The sequence below is a fragment of the Prevotella sp. MGM1 genome, assembly GCF_002933775.1.
Lineage (GTDB): Bacteria > Bacteroidota > Bacteroidia > Bacteroidales > Bacteroidaceae > Prevotella.
Genome location: NZ_BEWV01000136.1, coordinates 44,228 through 60,879, shown reverse-complemented (window position 1 = coordinate 60,879; position 16,652 = coordinate 44,228). Strand labels below are relative to the sequence as shown.

Annotated in this window: 16 protein-coding genes and 1 tRNA gene; 12 read left to right on the top strand and 5 right to left on the bottom strand. The window is 43.7% G+C overall.

Features of this window, described 5'->3' with window-relative positions; all coding sequences use genetic code 11:
• Positions 1-387: 387 nt before the first annotated feature.
• Complete coding sequence (locus tag MoGM_RS04905; RefSeq protein WP_104369008.1) at positions 388-1,821, top strand: sodium:solute symporter; 1,434 nt, start codon at positions 388-390, stop codon at positions 1,819-1,821.
• 60 nt (positions 1,822-1,881) lie between these two features.
• The gene (locus tag MoGM_RS04900; RefSeq protein ID WP_104369007.1) at positions 1,882-2,514 is read left to right on the top strand and encodes an HAD family hydrolase; all 633 of its coding nucleotides are present in this window, start codon (positions 1,882-1,884) and stop codon (positions 2,512-2,514) included.
• Positions 2,515-2,751: 237 nt separating this feature from the next.
• Here MoGM_RS04900 and MoGM_RS04895 read toward each other — a convergent pair whose 3' ends face one another.
• From MoGM_RS04895 to MoGM_RS04880, 4 genes are all read right to left on the bottom strand, one after another.
• Positions 2,752-3,192 carry a hypothetical protein gene (locus MoGM_RS04895; RefSeq protein WP_104369006.1) on the bottom strand — a complete coding sequence of 147 codons (441 nt, stop codon included), beginning with the start codon at positions 3,190-3,192 and terminating at the stop codon, positions 2,752-2,754.
• A gap of 50 nt (positions 3,193-3,242) precedes the next feature.
• Positions 3,243-4,193: a thioredoxin-disulfide reductase gene (gene trxB / locus MoGM_RS04890; protein WP_104369005.1), complete on the bottom strand. Its 951-nt coding sequence runs from the start codon at positions 4,191-4,193 to the stop codon at positions 3,243-3,245.
• Between the two features lie 119 nt (positions 4,194-4,312).
• Positions 4,313-4,864: a glutathione peroxidase gene (locus MoGM_RS04885; RefSeq protein ID WP_104369004.1), complete on the bottom strand. Its 552-nt coding sequence runs from the start codon at positions 4,862-4,864 to the stop codon at positions 4,313-4,315.
• A 797-nt stretch (positions 4,865-5,661) separates the two neighbouring features.
• A complete protein-coding gene (locus tag MoGM_RS04880) occupies positions 5,662-5,916 on the bottom strand; it encodes a type B 50S ribosomal protein L31 (protein WP_104369003.1) in 255 nt (84 codons plus the stop codon).
• Positions 5,917-6,335: 419 nt separating this feature from the next.
• Between MoGM_RS04880 and MoGM_RS04875 the strand changes: the two genes are divergently transcribed.
• The gene (locus MoGM_RS04875) at positions 6,336-8,225 is read left to right on the top strand and encodes a DNA polymerase III subunit gamma/tau (protein ID WP_104369002.1); all 1,890 of its coding nucleotides are present in this window, start codon (positions 6,336-6,338) and stop codon (positions 8,223-8,225) included.
• Positions 8,226-8,346: 121 nt separating this feature from the next.
• Here MoGM_RS04875 and asnA read toward each other — a convergent pair whose 3' ends face one another.
• Entirely contained in the window at positions 8,347-9,384 is a 1,038-nt protein-coding gene (asnA, locus tag MoGM_RS04870; protein WP_104369001.1) for an aspartate--ammonia ligase, read from the bottom strand.
• A 373-nt stretch (positions 9,385-9,757) separates the two neighbouring features.
• On the opposite strand from asnA, the gene MoGM_RS04865 reads away from it, so the two are divergent.
• The 9 genes from MoGM_RS04865 to MoGM_RS04825 all read left to right on the top strand — a co-directional run bounded on the left by MoGM_RS04865 (position 9,758) and on the right by MoGM_RS04825 (position 16,625).
• Positions 9,758-9,831, top strand: a tRNA-Arg gene (locus MoGM_RS04865).
• Positions 9,832-9,915: 84 nt separating this feature from the next.
• Positions 9,916-10,644, top strand: a complete 729-nt coding sequence (gene truA / locus MoGM_RS04860) for a tRNA pseudouridine(38-40) synthase TruA (protein WP_104369000.1) — start codon at positions 9,916-9,918, stop codon at positions 10,642-10,644.
• An 18-nt stretch (positions 10,645-10,662) separates the two neighbouring features.
• Positions 10,663-11,580 (top strand): DMT family transporter, encoded by a 918-nt coding sequence (locus MoGM_RS04855; protein ID WP_104368999.1) that lies wholly within the window; start codon positions 10,663-10,665, stop codon positions 11,578-11,580.
• A gap of 160 nt (positions 11,581-11,740) precedes the next feature.
• The gene (locus tag MoGM_RS04850) at positions 11,741-12,169 is read left to right on the top strand and encodes an NfeD family protein (RefSeq protein WP_158249556.1); all 429 of its coding nucleotides are present in this window, start codon (positions 11,741-11,743) and stop codon (positions 12,167-12,169) included.
• Entirely contained in the window at positions 12,160-13,110 is a 951-nt protein-coding gene (locus MoGM_RS04845; RefSeq protein WP_104368997.1) for an SPFH domain-containing protein, read from the top strand. The genes MoGM_RS04850 and MoGM_RS04845 overlap by 10 nt, the downstream gene beginning before the upstream one ends.
• A gap of 186 nt (positions 13,111-13,296) precedes the next feature.
• Entirely contained in the window at positions 13,297-14,184 is an 888-nt protein-coding gene (gene dapA / locus MoGM_RS04840; protein ID WP_104368996.1) for a 4-hydroxy-tetrahydrodipicolinate synthase, read from the top strand.
• 7 nt (positions 14,185-14,191) lie between these two features.
• Positions 14,192-15,049, top strand: a complete 858-nt coding sequence (gene mazG, locus MoGM_RS04835) for a nucleoside triphosphate pyrophosphohydrolase (protein ID WP_104368995.1) — start codon at positions 14,192-14,194, stop codon at positions 15,047-15,049.
• A 29-nt stretch (positions 15,050-15,078) separates the two neighbouring features.
• A complete protein-coding gene (locus tag MoGM_RS04830) occupies positions 15,079-15,681 on the top strand; it encodes a lipocalin family protein (RefSeq protein WP_158249555.1) in 603 nt (200 codons plus the stop codon).
• A gap of 29 nt (positions 15,682-15,710) precedes the next feature.
• Positions 15,711-16,625 (top strand): ribonuclease Z, encoded by a 915-nt coding sequence (locus tag MoGM_RS04825; protein ID WP_104368993.1) that lies wholly within the window; start codon positions 15,711-15,713, stop codon positions 16,623-16,625.
• Positions 16,626-16,652: the final 27 nt, after the last annotated feature.

Genomic DNA, 16,652 nt, shown 5'->3' with positions numbered 1-16,652 from the left:
TATGTTCGTTTATTGGTTTGAATAGTGCAAAGGTATATTATTTTTATTGCATTATACATCGTTTTTGTTATTATTTTTATTGTTTTAATACTAAATCAACACTCGAATAACATGTTTTATGATATAAATCAAATAATATACCACAATAAAACTGACAATCTGTAAAAACAGGTTATCAGTCCATTACTTACCACTTATCGTTTTTTTGCTTTATAATAGATACGGATACTGAAAGACAGAGAAAGTGCAAATTAGCGACTGTATCATCACAGTTTCAGACAACATCGCCTGTCGGTACATTATCGTTACCTGGCTTTTTCATCATATCATCCATGTATTCTTGGCGTTTTTCTTTGCCGAATGCACGAATTAAAGTAACTTTGCGGCATGATAATCATCATCACCGTATTGGTATATTTCCTTGTACTCTTCGTTGTAAGCAGGATAACAGGGCGCGGAGCTACAAACGAGACTTTTTACAGGGCAGGACGTCGCTCGCCATGGTACATGGTGGCCTTCGGCATGATTGGCGCCTCTATCAGCGGAATAACATTTGTGTCGGTGCCCGGCATGGTGGTACATTCCGACATGACATATATACAGACATGCCTCGGTTTCATACTCGGATATTTCACCATAGCGCTTGTTCTCTTGCCTCTCTATTACAAGCATAACCTGACTTCCATTTACACTTATCTCGGCAGAAGGCTTGGCGACAGGTCTTATAAGACCGGATCATGGTTCTTTCTCGTCACCAAGATGACCATGGCCTCCGTGAGATTCTACGTTGTATGCATAATCCTGCAACGGTTTGTCTTCGGCGCTGCCGGCATTCCCTTTGCTGTCACCGTGATTTGTATGGTGGCACTGATATGGCTGTACACGTATCGCGGAGGAATAAAGACACTTGTATGGACGGACACATTCCAGACAGTGTGCCTGTTTACAGCCATCATTCTCATATTCGTCAATGTCGCCGATGCCCTCGGACTTACTTTCCGCGAGGCCGTGCATACGGTAGCGAACAGCGACATGAGCCGTATTTTTGTCTTCGACGACTGGATGTCGAAACAAAATTTCTGGAAACAGTTTATAAGCGGAATATTCATCGTTATAGTAATGACGGGGCTTGATCAGGACATGATGCAGAAAAACCTTACGTGCAAGACTTTGCGCGAAGCCCGCAAAGACGTGTGCACATACGGTTTTGCCTTTGTTCCGGTCAATCTCATGTTTCTCTCTCTCGGCGTTCTGCTCGTGACGCTCGCCGAGAGGCAGGGAGTGGCATTACCTTCTGCCACAGATGACATTCTGCCTCTGTTCGCCGCCACAGGCAACCTCGGAGTACCGGTCGTCATCCTTTTCATAATCGGCATGGTGGCGGCATCGTTCAGCAGTGCCGACTCGGCTCTGACATCGCTGACCACAAGCTATTGTGTGGATATCAGACGGCGATACGGTGATGAAACGCTTCGCCGACGCACGCATATAGCAATGTGCATTCTTTTCGTGGCGTGCATACTGCTGTTCAAGACAGTCAACTCCACCAACGTGATAGATGCCATATATATAATATGTTCATACAGCTACGGCCCACTGTTGGGACTGTTCGCCTTCGGACTGGCAACTCGAAGGAACGTGAACGACGCATGGACACCTTATATCGCCATAGCATCACCGCTGCTTTGTTTTGCAATAGATATGCTTACACAGCGGCTAACCGGATATAAATTCGGTTATGAATTGCTGATGATGAACGGTATGCTGACTTTCTGCGGACTGTATGCGTCGGGAATTGGCAGGCAGAACATTAAGAAATGAACATGACAACGGCAGGTGAAAGGCAAAACAATATATACAACTGATAAATAAAAAAACGATATGAAGACTATTATTCTGGATTTCGACGGTACGATGGGCGACACCAACTCACTGATAGTGAAAACGATGCAGCAGACGATAGCCAAGCTCGGATTACCGGAAAGAACAAATGATGAGTGTGCGGCAATGATAGGCCTGCCGCTACGCCGCACTTTCACGGAACTGATACCGATGGATGAGAAGATAGGAAAAAAGTGCGAAGAGACTTACGCCAGACTGTTCGACATAAACAACGTGCCGGGTGCAGTACCTTTATTCCCGAACGTGGTGGAGACCCTGAAAAAGATGCACGACCGCGGATTGACACTCACCATAGCCAGCAGCAGAGGACGGGACACGCTTGTGGCGTTTGTACACGATATGGGACTTGAACCATATATCTCATACATCGTATCGGCATGGGACGTGACAGAAGCCAAACCGGCACCCGAAATGGTATACAAGATACTGGAAGCTACAGGCGGACGAGCCGACGAGGCACTTGTGGTGGGCGACACGACATTTGACATCGATATGGGACGCAGCGCAGGAACGAAAACATGTGCCGTGACATATGGCAACGGCAAAAAAGAAGACTTCGGCAATGCGGACTATGTGATAGATGATTTCAGCGAACTGTTGGACATCATCTGACTGTAACAGAAGCAACATTTTACAGAAATACATACTAAGTTTTAATTAAAGGCGGGAATGTTTTTAGTAAAAGCCAAGAATACTTTCACTGAAATACAAAATGCTTTTAGTAAACGGGACATAAACAAAAAAAACAAAGGGATAAAGTCTTCATTCTGCGATTACGCATTATGCGGCTTTACCCCTTTGTCTTTTTGTGTCCGTCAACCATGCCACGATAGGCATCTGCCGGTCTTATCACATCTCATCTGGAGAGATTGTTATAACGTTCTCTATGTTTGAGCCTTCCTCCTTATAGATATATTTCACACCGAGATTAAGTTCTTTCAAACGGTTGATAGACTCACCGACAGCACCTTTGATAGCCTTTTTCGACTCTTCGGTGTTGTCTATTGTAATATCCGTGCCTTTCTTATACGTATAAGTATTGGTCATGAAACCGTCTTTGATCTCTGCTTTCACAAGTGTAAGCCCCTGCCCCATGTCCATAGGCAACTGCTTGTTCACCCTCTCCATCTCTTTCTCAAAAGCTCTCAACTTTATCTTTTGAGAAGTGGAAAGTTCTGTCTGAGCCTCGCCACCTTGCGCATCGCATTGTTTCTTTGAATCACCGCACGATGTCAATGCAGTTGCGGCACAGAACATAGCCACCGCAACAAGTCTGATTGTTTTTTTCATTTGTATTTTTATTAATGAATTATAATAAAATATGAATATTCGTATTTATCTTATTGCATGTTAGACAAATATCTTTCAGCCTCTATCGCCGCCTGACATCCGGAACCTGCAGCTGAAATGGCCTGACGATAGTGAGGGTCCGCCACGTCGCCGGCAACAAAAACACCAGGAACCTTGGTTTTCGGCGTGCCGTCTATCTTCTTTATATAGCCAACCTCATCGGTGTCAAGCCACTCCTTGAATACATCGCTATTGGGCTTATGGCCTATAGCGAGGAAGAAACCGTCGATGCTGATATCAACCAATTCTTCATCAGGTTCACCCTTACGCTTCACAAGATGAGCGCCTTCCACACCGTTTTCACCGAATAGTCCAAGGGTATTATGCTCGAAGAGCACCTCAATATTCTCTGTTTTCATCACACGCTCCTGCATCACTTTCGAAGCACGAAGATACGGCTTACGCACAATCAAGTATACCTTTGCCGCAAGACCTGACAGATATATGGCTTCCTCGCAGGCCGTATCGCCACCACCCACTACCGCAACATTTTTCTTACGATAGAAAAATCCGTCGCAAGTGGCGCATGCAGATACTCCCATGCCGTTGTATTTCTTCTCGTCATCGAGCCCGAGATACTTGGCAGACGCACCGGTAGCGATAATCACCGTATCGGTTTTGATTGTTTTTCCACCCTCTGCCGTTAGAGTGTAAGGAGATTGCGAAAAATCAGCCTTAACTATTTCACCGTCTCGTATGTCGGTTCCGAAACGTTCGGCCTGCTCACGTAGGTCCATCATCATCTGGTTGCCGTCAACTCCTTGTGGATAGCCCGGAAAATTCTCAACGGTAGTTGTTTGCGTCAATTGCCCGCCCGGCTGTATTCCGCAGTATATCACCGGATTGAGATTGGCCCTGGCCGCATATATGGCTGCCGTGTATCCGGCAGGTCCGCTACCTACAATGAGGCAACGGACGTGTTCGGTATGGTTTTGTTCCATTGCTTTTTATTTATGGGAAGTATTCCTATTATGTAAATTACGCATATTACTTTATGGAAGCATGATATTAAAGACTGTTCAGATATTCAATCCACATCATGCGGTTCCCGACAGAAAGACTATGCAAGCAGTTCTTCTATCTGCTTGGCTATGTTTTCTATCTTTTCTGTCGGCTCGAAGCGTGCCACTACAACACCTTTCTTATTTGTAAGGAACTTGGTAAAGTTCCACTTTATATCCGCTTTCTCCTTATAATCCGGATCCTCATTGGATAATATCTCATCAAGCTTCGGCGCAATCGGGTGAGTCATATCAAACCCGGCAAATCCCTTTCGTTCTGTCAAGAACTTATACAACGGATCGGCATCCTCTCCGTTAACCTTGATTTTCTTGAAGCGAGGGAACTCCGTTCCGTAAGTAAGCTTGCAGAAGCTATGTATAGCCTCGTCTGTACCGGGAGCCTGCTGTCCGAACTGATTGCACGGAAAGTCAAGGATCTCAAATCCCATGCTGTGATATTTCTCATACAACTTCTCCAACTCTTCATACTGCGGTGTGAAGCCGCACTTTGTGGCAGTGTTGACAATCAGCAACACTTCATTGGCATATTCTTTGAGTGATACATCCTTGCCCTTTCTGTCCTTGACAGAGAAATCATAAACTGTTTTCATCTTCTTATTATTAATGTTTATATCCGATTATAAATGTTTACATTGTTTATTGTTTGTGTCGCAAAAGTACTCATTTTCTGCTTTACCCCCAAATGTTTATTCTCTTTTTATGATGTTTTTGACAATCTGAATATCTTTTTATTATTGTCAGATAATTGTGTTGATATATGTCAAAAATCGTGATATATTCATATTTTCATAACGTTTTGATTGTTATTTACTTATCATTAATTGTAAATTTGTAATCAGGAATTAAAATAAAAAGATTTTCAAATCAAACAACAATAAATTGTAAACATATTTACGTATTGACTATTTTAAAAAAAATAAGATTGAAAACAATGATATTTTGCCCTACGTGAGCAGATATTTGTTTTTTAGTGAGTAATTTTTATAACTAGTAGTTAGCAGAAATGAACGGGCGGGCCTACATCGTGGTGATGTGGGTCCGCCATTTTTATTTCAAAGACAAATATCCCCCTATATAGCAATCCTTTTTTTCACATGTCCAACTCCAACCGTCCACTATAATAAAATGTTTTTAAATGTACCACACAAGTTCTCACCATGCAATAATAAATATTTTATATGCTTTGATTATTCAATTGGACATCACCATACAAATAGAACGACACTTCCAAACATTAAAGATCTAAGATTTAAAAAATTGATAAACAGACGTGGTTTTATCATCTATTAAACGGGACTGCCAATACCATAAACCAAAAAAGATGCGTCTGTGCATATGCAACTACACCGACGCATCCTTTGTAATTTCTTAAAGATAAATATATATCTTATTTCTTCGCAGCCTTACCGTAGCGGCTCATGAACTTATCTACGCGACCAGCCGTGTCAACAAGCTTGCTCTTACCTGTATAGAACGGGTGAGATGTGCTTGAGATTTCGACTTTTACCACCGGGTAAGTTTCTCCTTCAAATTCTACTGTATCTGTAGCCTTGCATGTAGAACGTGTAAGGAACATATCGCCGTTGGACATATCCTTGAATACGACGGGGCGATAGTTTTCTGGATGAATACCTTGTTTCATTGTTGTTTTAAAATATTATTGTTATAAATGATTATACTCACTGTCGGGCGGCAAAGTTACAAATATTTTCCGATATGGCAAAATCTTTCATAGGCTTTTTACCTTTAAAAGCAATATAAAAGCGATAACAATAAGTGGGAAGCCACAGACTGACACGATTTTATCCACTCCGGAATAATATAGTACGCATATCGTCCAGCAAGGACCAACCTGTCAAATAAGCATAAAGCACATGGCAAAACCATTCCAACCAGGATAAAAACGATAAAGGAATATGACCTTGACGTGAGAAACATAAGCTGACATTACGAAAAAAGGCAGTATCAAAAAGGCTATATACATTTCTTTTTTAATATACCAAAGGCTGATTTTTGCGGTTTAATTACTATCTTTGCAAGCATATTTAAATTGGTATATTTATGGGAGAATACATCGTTTCGGCACGTAAATACCGGCCGGCATCATTCGATACTGTGGTTGGACAGAAATCTCTGACAACAACATTAAAGAATGCGGTGAAGAGCGGCAAGTTGGCACATGCCTATCTTTTCTGCGGACCGAGAGGAGTCGGCAAGACCACTTGTGCACGAATTTTCGCCAAGGCAATAAACTGCATGACCCCGACAGCAGATGGAGAAGCATGCGGCGAATGCGAGAGTTGCAAGGCTTTCAGCGAACAACGCTCATTCAACATATTCGAACTTGACGCAGCGAGCAACAACTCAGTGGAGCATATAAAGACCCTTATGGAGCAGACACGCATCCCACCCCAAGTAGGAAAATACAAGGTGTTCATCATAGATGAGGTCCACATGCTGTCCACAGCGGCATTCAACGCCTTTCTAAAAACACTTGAAGAGCCGCCCGCACATGTCATATTCGTGCTCGCAACCACAGAAAAGCACAAAATCCTGCCTACAATCCTGTCAAGATGCCAAATCTATGACTTCGAGCGTATGACAGTGCAGGACACCATAGCACATCTGAAAAACGTGGCAGACAGCGAAGGCATCAAATATGAGGAGGAAGCGTTGGCCGTCATTGCAGATAAGGCTGACGGAGGAATGCGGGACGCCCTCTCCATATTCGACCAGGCGGCAAGTTTCTGCCAAGGCGACATAACATACCAGAAAGTTATCGAAGATCTCAACGTGCTTGATTCCGACAACTATTTCAAGATAGTGGATCTGAGTATCAAAAACAATATCAGCGGAATAATGATATTGCTCAACAATCTAATAAGCAATGGATTTGACGGTGGACTGCTCATCGGCGGACTGGCAAAGCACGTGCGCAACGTACTGATGGCAAAAGATGAAAGCACACTCCCGTTGCTTGAAGTGAGCGACAGTCGCAGGGAAATGTACAAACAGCAAGCCGGGCGCTGTGATACAAGATTTTTGTATCAGGCATTGAAAATAATGAACAACTGCGATATAAACTACCGTCAAAGCAGCAACAAGCGTCTTTTAGTGGAGCTTACGCTGATAGAGATCGGACAAATAACACAACCCGAAGACTCTCCTGCCGCGGGGCGTTGCCCCAAGAGATTAAAATCCCTGTTCAAGAACCTGATTCAGCAATCCCGACAACACATGGAGGCTCCGCAGGTGGCCGCCGCCGGGCAAAATTCAAGCATTGCTAAATCAACAAAGCCTGTAGCCACAGACAATGTGGCTACTCCAGAAAAAGAGATATCAGTAAGTACAAATACCAAATCCGACAATGCCGATATTGATGTCCAACCGCAAACGACAACCGTACAATCGGGCAACTCTATATCACCTACGCAAAAAACGACATCACGCATTGTGCTCAAAGACAGTAAAGGAGCATTAGGATACTCATGGAATAATCTTCGGCAAATGTCAAAACCGAAGAAAATGCAAATCATTCCTGGTACACTCGGAACAGACGATCCGAACTCGACAAATAAAAACGAATATCAGGAATTCACTCAACAAGAACTTGAATTTCAGTGGATGTCCATGTGCAACCGGATGCCGCAGAAACTGAGCGGCATAGCCGCACGGATGAAAAATATGAATCCCGTAATAACGGAATTTCCGAATATTGAAGTTACGGTGGAAAACCAAATCATGCTCGATCAGATACAAGCCATACGAGGAAGCGTCGTAAACACGCTGAAGCTTTATCTGCATAACAGTGAGATCACGTTCAATATGAAAATGGCCGAGCGGAACGAACAAGTGAAAGTATTAACCAGAAGAGAACAATTTGAAATGATGAGCCGGCAAAATCCGGCCATTGAGAAATTACGGGCACTGCTTGACCTTGAACTGGCATAACACATACAAAAAAGCATAAAAGGTAAAAGGCTGGCGGCATGATTATATTATAAGTATTGATATAAAAACCAACCGCCGGCCTTTTACCTTTTACTTTTAAGCTCTATGCTTTTTACATTTACTAAATAAGTTGCATACCCCATTCCCGACAAGCCCGCCTCATGTCATCCGGCCAGATACTTGCCTGAATTTCACCGATATGCGCTTTTTGAAGCAGCACCATACAAAGACGACTCTGTCCTATTCCACCTCCTATACTCAACGGAAGTTCTCCGGCAAGAAGTTTCCTGTGAAAATAAAGCGATGCCCGCTCTTCCTTACCCTCCATTGCCAACTGGCGCAAAAGTGACCCGCCATCAACACGGATACCCATAGACGACAGTTCAAACGAACGGCCAAGAACCGGATACCATATAAGAATGTCGCCATTAAGGCCGGCAAGCCCATTCTCGCCAACAGTAGACCAGTCGTCATAGTCAGGTGCACGACCATCATGCTTCTTTCCGTCACCCAATTCTCCTCCTATACCTATTATAAATACCGCACCGTATTTTCTACATATCTCATCCTCACGCTCTTTTGAAGAAAGCCCCGGATACATCTGTCTCAGTTCCTCACTATGAATGAAAGTTATCGTCTCCGGCAGAAAAGGAATCAACTGCGGATATGTCTCACAAGTGAGATACTCTGTACGACGAATTGCCGCATAAATACGTTCCACCACATTCTTCAGATAAGCCACACTGCGCTGACTATCCGTTATTACAGCTTCCCAGTCCCATTGATCGACATACAGCGAATGGAGATTATCCAATTCCTCATCGGCACGGATAGCGTTCATATCTGTATATATTCCGTATCCAGGTTCTATATCATACTCTGCGAGCGACAGCCTCTTCCACTTGGCAAGAGAATGGACAACCTCTGCCTCCGCATCTCCAAGATCTTTTATCGGAAACGACACCGCACGCTCCACTCCATTCAAATCATCATTTATACCAAGCCCTTTCAAAACAAAAAGCGGCGCCGTGACACGACGAAGCCTTAATTCCGTAGACAGATTTTGCTGGAAGAATTCTTTAATCAGTTTTATCCCCTGTTCTGTCTGCTTCATGTCAAGCAATGCCTTATAGCCTGCCGGCTTTATCAATTCACTCATATATTCCAACTATAAATATGTGATTACTCTCGTACTTCCATACAATTCATTTATCGTTTGCAAAGATAGTCTTTTTCACTCCAATACGCAAGCGACAGCACCTGTATTTTAAATTAAAAGAAAGAAAAGGCTGTTTATTTATAACGTTTTGACAAATCCCGTACAATTAAACTGAAAATACAAATCGCCACAGTATAATATATATAATTGCAATCGTGCGTCGACAGAAAGCAGTCGTTTCCGCATGGGCATGCAACCAAAAGCAGAAGCCGCAAACACCCCGACATGTACAGCCAAAAAATATTATGATACGAATTTATCTGTATAAAAATTAGGCAGTTTCCATTCTTTTTATTAACTTTGCATCCGCATTGGTTCCGTAGCTTAGCTGAATAGAGCGTCAGATTCCGGTTCTGAAGGTCGAGGGTTTGAATCCCTCCGGGATCACAAAAAGAGATGAGGTTCTTACCGCATCTCTTTTCTTGAAAAATGGCACAAGGCTTTCTTTGCTAAAATGGTAAAAAGATTTATATGCGATACTTTATAACACTCAGTTATGACGGAACAAACTATCACGGATGGCAAATCCAGCCAAACGGGAATACAGTCCAGGCCGAACTTCAATGCGCATTGACAATCTTGCTGCGCCAAGATATAAACGTAGTTGGTGCCGGACGCACCGATACCGGCGTACACGCACGTTTCATGACAGCACATTTTGATATTGAAAGAAATTTAAACTGCCAGCAATTGGCATACAAACTGAACAGGCTTTTACCTAAAGACATTTCCGTTAGCGAAGTAAAGCCTGTCGGCAACAATATGCACGCTCGTTTCAGTGCCACATCACGCACATACCATTATTATGTGCACACCGCCAAAAATCCATTCCTCAGAGCCTATTCCTGCGAGCTTCATTATCAACTTGATTTTGACTTAATGAACGAAGCCGCCGCTCTTTTACTTGAATATAAGGATTTTGGAGCATTCTGTAAAAGCCATGCGGATGTGAAGACAACATTATGCGAGGTAACATCAGCAGAATGGCACCGCATGTCACCCACAACATGGTACTTCGAAATAACCGCAAACAGATTTCTTCGCAACATGGTCCGCGCTGTTGTCGGCACACTGGTAGATGTAGGACGCCATCGCCTTACAATAGAAGAGTTCCGCAATGTCATTGAAGGACGGCGCCGAACAGAGGCTGGAGAGTCAATGCCAGGCAATGCTCTGTTTCTGGAAGACATAAAATATTAAGTTCTATTTGTATAATTTATGTGGTTAATCTTAGCTTTCATGTCAGCCGCCCTACTCGGCTTCTACGATTCATTCAAGAAAAAAGCACTCGGAAACAATTCCGTAATACCTGTTTTATTTCTCAACACCTTATTCTCCTCACTCATATTTTTGCCTTTCATCATATTAAGCCACAACACTGATGTTTTCGATTCCACTATCTTTCATGTAGCATCCGGAAATTGGGACGCACATAAATACATAATCCTTAAAAGTATAATTGTTCTCAGCAGTTGGGTTCTCGGATATTTCGGCATGAAACATTTGCCGCTTACAATCGTCGGGCCTATCAACGCCACACGCCCTGTAATGGTTCTCATCGGGGCTTTTCTTGTCTTTGGAGAAAGGCTCAATTTATGGCAATGGACAGGTGTCTTGCTTGCAATCGCATCATTTTTCATGCTCAGCCGCAGCGGCAAAAAAGAAGGGATAGACTTCAAACACGACCACTGGATATGGATGATAGTCGGCGCGGCCGTTCTCGGAGCCATCAGCGGACTATACGATAAATATCTAATGGCACCAGAAAGCAGCGGAGGAGTAGGACTTGACAAAATGATGGTACAAAGCTGGTACAATATATACCAATGCTTCATGATGGGAATAATGATGATGATTTTATGGTGGCCCAAACGCAAATCCACCACACCATTCCACTGGGATTGGAGCATTATATTCGTCAGCATATTCCTAAGTACGGCAGATTTCGTTTATTTCTACTCGTTAAGTCAGCAGGACGCCATGATAAGCATTGTGTCAATGATCCGTCGTGGCAGCGTTATTGTCAGTTTCTTAATAGGAGCGATAGCTTTCCATGAAAAAAATCTCAAATCCAAATTCATTGATTTGACATTGGTCATTCTCGGCATGATATTCCTATACATAGGCTCACGATAACCGTTTATCTGAAAAAGAATACAATGGTAAAATTCTTTTTTGCATAGTTTATGTAAAAAAAGAATAAAAAAAGCATCATGACAAATAAATATTCGTATCTTTACGGTGAATTTAAAATCTAATGTTTATTATGTCTTGGATTGGCTATTTAATAGATAACATGTGGCAACTTTGGTTGATTGTAGCACTAATATCTATCTTATTTGAGATTTTCACAAGCGGATTCTTCATCGCATGCTTTGCTGTTGGAGCCTTATCCGCCTTGATAACGTCATTCTTCGGAGGCGTATATCTACAATTGACTGTATACACAGTGGTTTCGGCCATAAGCATATTCCTCGTCAGGCCGTTTGCGGTCCGCTATCTAAATACAGGCAGCAAATGGCGCCCAAGCAATGCCGATGCGCTCATAGGACGCACTGGCCTCGTTGTTCAGACCATAGAGAGCGACGGATACGGCCGCATTGAGATAGACGGCGACAACTGGAAAGTTGAATCGGAAGACGGCACGACCATCTCTGCCGGCGCAAAGGTGATGGTAACAGGACGTGAAAGTATAATCCTTAAAGTAAAGAAAATATGTTCATAGAGTATTTTTTTATCGTACTAATAGTATGTATTTTGGTATTTGCCAAAATGGCCTTGGTGATCATTCCGCAGTCAGAAACAAAAATTATCGAGCGTCTCGGTAAATACTATGCGACGCTAAACCCCGGTATAAATCTGATAATCCCATTTATCGACAGGGCAAAAGAGATTGTTATTCTCTCACGCGGTCGTTATATGTATACGACATCCATAGATTTAAGAGAGCAAGTTTATGATTTCCCGAAGCAGAACGTGATTACCAAAGACAATGTCCAGACAGAGATCAACGCTTTGCTTTACTTCCAGATTGTCGATCCGTTCAAGGCTGTATATGAGATAAGCAATCTGCCAAACGCCATCGAGAAACTCACACAAACGACGCTCCGAAACATCATCGGAGAGTTGGAACTCGACGAGACATTGACCAGCCGTGACACAATCAACACCAAACTACGTGTCGTGCTTGATGATGCCACAAACAAATGGGGAATAAAAGTCAACCGTGTAGAGTTGCAAGACATCACTCCACCTGCAAGTGTACTTGCAGCAATGGAAAAACAAATGCAGGCCGAACGCAACAAACGTGCCGCCATCCTGACAAGTGAAGGAGAGAAAGCATCTGAAATATTGCAGTCTGAAGGAGAAAAAATGGCTACCATCAACCGTGCCGAAGCAGCCAAGCAAGAGGCCATTTTACATGCCGAAGGTGAAGCTCAGGCAAGAATACGAAAAGCCGAAGCCGAAGCCATCGCCATTGAGAAGATAACCGAAGCTGTAGGCAAAAGCAGCAATCCGGCCAATTACCTGCTCGCACAGAAATACATCCAGATGCTTCAAACCATCGCTGAAGGCGACAAGACCAAGACTGTATACATGCCTTACGAGGCGACAAACCTCATGGGCAGTATAGGAGGTATAAAAGAACTCTTCAAAGCCGAATAGCACCATAACATCATCATGAAACAATAAGCCAGTGATATCTGTTGTCTTTATGACACATTGATATCACTGGCTTATTGTTTATATATGTTTTATATTATTGATTTATCAAAAAAGTGACATTTGTAATAACAGATTACAATTAATTTTTATAATTTTGTAGGCATAATCAGACTTTCATTATTTTTTATGGTACATAATATTTTCAAGGGATTGGGTATAGCGTTGGTCACACCGTTCAACGAAGACGGTTCCGTTGATTATGCGTCATTGCTCCAATTACTGGAATATCAATTAAATAACGGTGCCGATTTTTTCTGCATTTTAGGCACAACGGCAGAGACTCCATGTCTCACATCCGAAGAAAAAAATAAGATAAAACAACTTGTAGTGGATAAAGTTGGCGGACGGGTACCTATTCTTATGGGTTGCGGAGGTAACAATACAGCCATGATCGTAAACGAACTGCAAACAGGAGACTTTCGCGGCATAGACGGTATACTCAGTGTCTGTCCTTATTATAACAAACCGTCGCAAGAAGGTATATACCAACATTTCAAAGCTATCGCCGGCGCAACAAAACTGCCCGTCGTGCTTTACAATGTTCCGGGACGTACGGGAGTCAACATCACCGCCGCCACAACAGTAAGGCTGGCACGCGACTGCAAGAATATCGTTGCAATAAAAGAGGCCGGTGGCAGCCTCGAACAGGTAGACGAGATTATCAAGAACAAACCTAACGACTTTGATGTGATAAGCGGAGACGATGCTCTCACATTCCCGATGATATCATGTGGAGCCGTGGGCGTAATCAGCGTTATAGGCAATGCGCTGCCACGTGAGTTCTCAAAGATGATCCGTCTTGAATTCAAAGGAGAATACGACGGAGCCAGAAAGATACATCATAAGTTTACAGACCTGTTCAGCCTGCTGTTCGTAGACGGCAATCCGGCCGGAGTCAAGGCCATGCTTCACGAGATGGGAATGATCAACAATATACTGCGACTGCCGCTCGTGCCAACAAGAATCTCCACATTACAGCGAATGAGCGAGATAATGAAAGAACTCAAAATATAAAAACACGATGCATACAAGAGAAGAACAGTTGGAATCTTTCGGCAGACTGCTTGACGTGCTTGACCAACTCAGGGAGAAATGCCCATGGGACCACAAGCAGACAAACGAAAGCCTACGCCCCAATACCATAGAGGAGACATACGAACTATGCGATGCCCTGCTAAAAAATGACAGTCTGAATATTTGCAAAGAATTGGGCGATGTATTGCTTCATATATGTTTTTATGCTAAAATAGGCAGCGAGGAAGGCAAGTTTGACATAGCCGATGTTTGCAACAAGCTCGTTGACAAGCTAATATATCGGCATCCTCATGTATACCATCCGTCGCAAGTAGGCGCGGCTGCGCCCAAGCCATTACCATACGGAGAAAACGGTGAAAAGAGCGATGATATGCGAAATGCTAAAACAGCCGAACAAGTAGTGGAGAACTGGGAACAGATAAAGTTGATTGAAAAAGACGGTAACAAGAGTGTTCTGTCCGGTGTTCCTACATCACTTCCCTCACTGATAAAAGCCTACCGCATTCAGGACAAGGCACGAAACGTAGGCTTCGATTGGGAAGACAAAGGCGATGTATGGGGTAAAGTACGCGAGGAACTCGAAGAACTGGAAGCCGAACTGAGACGTGAAGACACCCAAAGGGCGCAGGCCGAGTTCGGAGACTTCCTGTTCAGCGTAATAAACGCCGGCCGCCTGTATCACCTCAATCCCGATACCGCTCTTGACAAGACAAACGACAAGTTTATCCGTCGTTTCAATTATATAGAGGAGCACAGCATAAAAATAGGCAAACCGTTGAAAGACATGACTCTCGGAGAGATGGATGCCTTATGGAACGAAGCCAAGAAAAATGAGAATGAATGACGATTATCCAACAACTAAAATCAAAGTTTATGGACAAAAGAATATTACTAATGGTGACAGCTGTAGCGGCCACACTTTTCAGTTGCGGCAACAAGACAGAACGGCAAGCACCGAAAGACAGCACAAATGTGGTTGAGAATGTCATTAACAAGGAACTTACCGTATTTGGCATGTGCGGAGAGGCTTCCGCCATGAACACCCTGCAATTGATAACAGACAGCGGCGACACATTGTCTCTGAGTGTCAACGAAGCCAAGGAAAACAACAATGTATTTGGCGGTTACGGCATAGGAGACCGTATGGCCGTATTGCTCAATGATGATAAAACCGAAGCCAAGCAAGTAATAAACGAGACAACCCTGCTCGGCAATTGGACTATGCCAGACCCGTTTGACGGCAGTTCGATAGTGGGCATGGCCCTGAAAGACGGCGGTATAGCGGAAAGCATAGACATGGCAAATATCGTGTATAAAGCATGGCGAATTACCAATGGCCGCCTTGAACTGACACTTATGCGGGAAGGAGGAAGCGAGGAGGACGAAATCGAGGTATACGACATAAAGAAGCTTGATGCCGACTCGCTGGTATTCGGAAACGACGAAGATATTTTTGAATACTGCCGTCAGAAATAAACCGGATAATTAAAAATCCTGATCAGCTTTTGGAACCGTTTAAAGTCCATATATTGGGATGCGGCAGTGCCCTCCCCACCCTTAAGCATTACGCATCATCGCAAGTTGTCGAGGTGCGCAAGAAACTTTTCATGATAGATTGCGGAGAAGGAACGCAGATGCAGCTGCGACGTTCCCGAATCCGATTTACCAAGATAAACCACATATTCATTTCACACCTGCATGGCGACCATTGCCTCGGCCTTATCGGAATGCTGTCCACGTTCGGAATGTTGGGCCGCACGGCACCCATGCACATCTTCGCCACGGAAGAACTTGGCCCGATACTGAAATCGAGCCTGGCAGCCTTTTGCTCCGGACTTGACTACGAAATATGCTTTCACCCGATAGACACCGCAAAAAGTACCGTCATCTATGAAGACCGCAGCCTTACCGTAACTACAATCCCCCTAAACCACCGTATGCCATGTTGCGGCTTTCTTTTCAAAGAGAAACCCACCATGCCACATATCAGGCGAGACATCATCAATCTCTACGGAATACCGGTAAGCCAGATAGACAATATCAAAAACGGACACGACTGGACCACGGAAGACGGGGATGTCATACCTAACTCAAAGCTCACGACACCGGCCGACCCTGTGCGCAGCTATGCTTATTGCAGCGATACGCGTTATATACCCGGACTTCATAAACTCATACCTGGAGCAAGCACTCTCTACCACGAAAGTACATACGCCAACGATAATCAGCGAATGGCTATCAAATACAAGCACTCCACAGCCGAAGAAGCAGCCCGTACGGCACTTGCCGCTGGAGTGAAACAACTTGTACTGGGCCATTACTCGTCACGATACGAGGACGAAACCATATTGCTCAACGAGGCACGGGCCGTATTTGAAAACACTATTCTATCCGATGAAATGGCTGTCATCGACGTATGACTCTTTCATTCAGGCAAATCATATTTG

What these genes read in the sequence shown, in the direction of transcription:
- MoGM_RS04885 (WP_104369004.1), bottom strand. Translation starts at nt 4,864, where the DNA reads ATGAAAACAGTTTATGATTTCTCTGTCAAGGACAGAAAGGGCAAGGAT.
- asnA (WP_104369001.1), bottom strand. Translation starts at nt 9,384, where the DNA reads ATGAGTGAATTGATAAAGCCGGCAGGCTATAAGGCATTGCTTGACATG.
- trxB (WP_104369005.1), bottom strand. Translation starts at nt 4,193, where the DNA reads ATGGAACAAAACCATACCGAACACGTCCGTTGCCTCATTGTAGGTAGC.
- MoGM_RS04875 (WP_104369002.1), top strand. Translation starts at nt 6,336, where the DNA reads ATGGGAGAATACATCGTTTCGGCACGTAAATACCGGCCGGCATCATTC.
- MoGM_RS04850 (WP_158249556.1), top strand. Translation starts at nt 11,741, where the DNA reads ATGTGGCAACTTTGGTTGATTGTAGCACTAATATCTATCTTATTTGAG.
- MoGM_RS04895 (WP_104369006.1), bottom strand. Translation starts at nt 3,192, where the DNA reads ATGAAAAAAACAATCAGACTTGTTGCGGTGGCTATGTTCTGTGCCGCA.
- MoGM_RS04855 (WP_104368999.1), top strand. Translation starts at nt 10,663, where the DNA reads ATGTGGTTAATCTTAGCTTTCATGTCAGCCGCCCTACTCGGCTTCTAC.
- truA (WP_104369000.1), top strand. Translation starts at nt 9,916, where the DNA reads ATGCGATACTTTATAACACTCAGTTATGACGGAACAAACTATCACGGA.
- MoGM_RS04900 (WP_104369007.1), top strand. Translation starts at nt 1,882, where the DNA reads ATGAAGACTATTATTCTGGATTTCGACGGTACGATGGGCGACACCAAC.
- MoGM_RS04880 (WP_104369003.1), bottom strand. Translation starts at nt 5,916, where the DNA reads ATGAAACAAGGTATTCATCCAGAAAACTATCGCCCCGTCGTATTCAAG.
- dapA (WP_104368996.1), top strand. Translation starts at nt 13,297, where the DNA reads ATGGTACATAATATTTTCAAGGGATTGGGTATAGCGTTGGTCACACCG.
- MoGM_RS04830 (WP_158249555.1), top strand. Translation starts at nt 15,079, where the DNA reads ATGGACAAAAGAATATTACTAATGGTGACAGCTGTAGCGGCCACACTT.
- MoGM_RS04905 (WP_104369008.1), top strand. Translation starts at nt 388, where the DNA reads ATGATAATCATCATCACCGTATTGGTATATTTCCTTGTACTCTTCGTT.
- mazG (WP_104368995.1), top strand. Translation starts at nt 14,192, where the DNA reads ATGCATACAAGAGAAGAACAGTTGGAATCTTTCGGCAGACTGCTTGAC.
- MoGM_RS04845 (WP_104368997.1), top strand. Translation starts at nt 12,160, where the DNA reads ATGTTCATAGAGTATTTTTTTATCGTACTAATAGTATGTATTTTGGTA.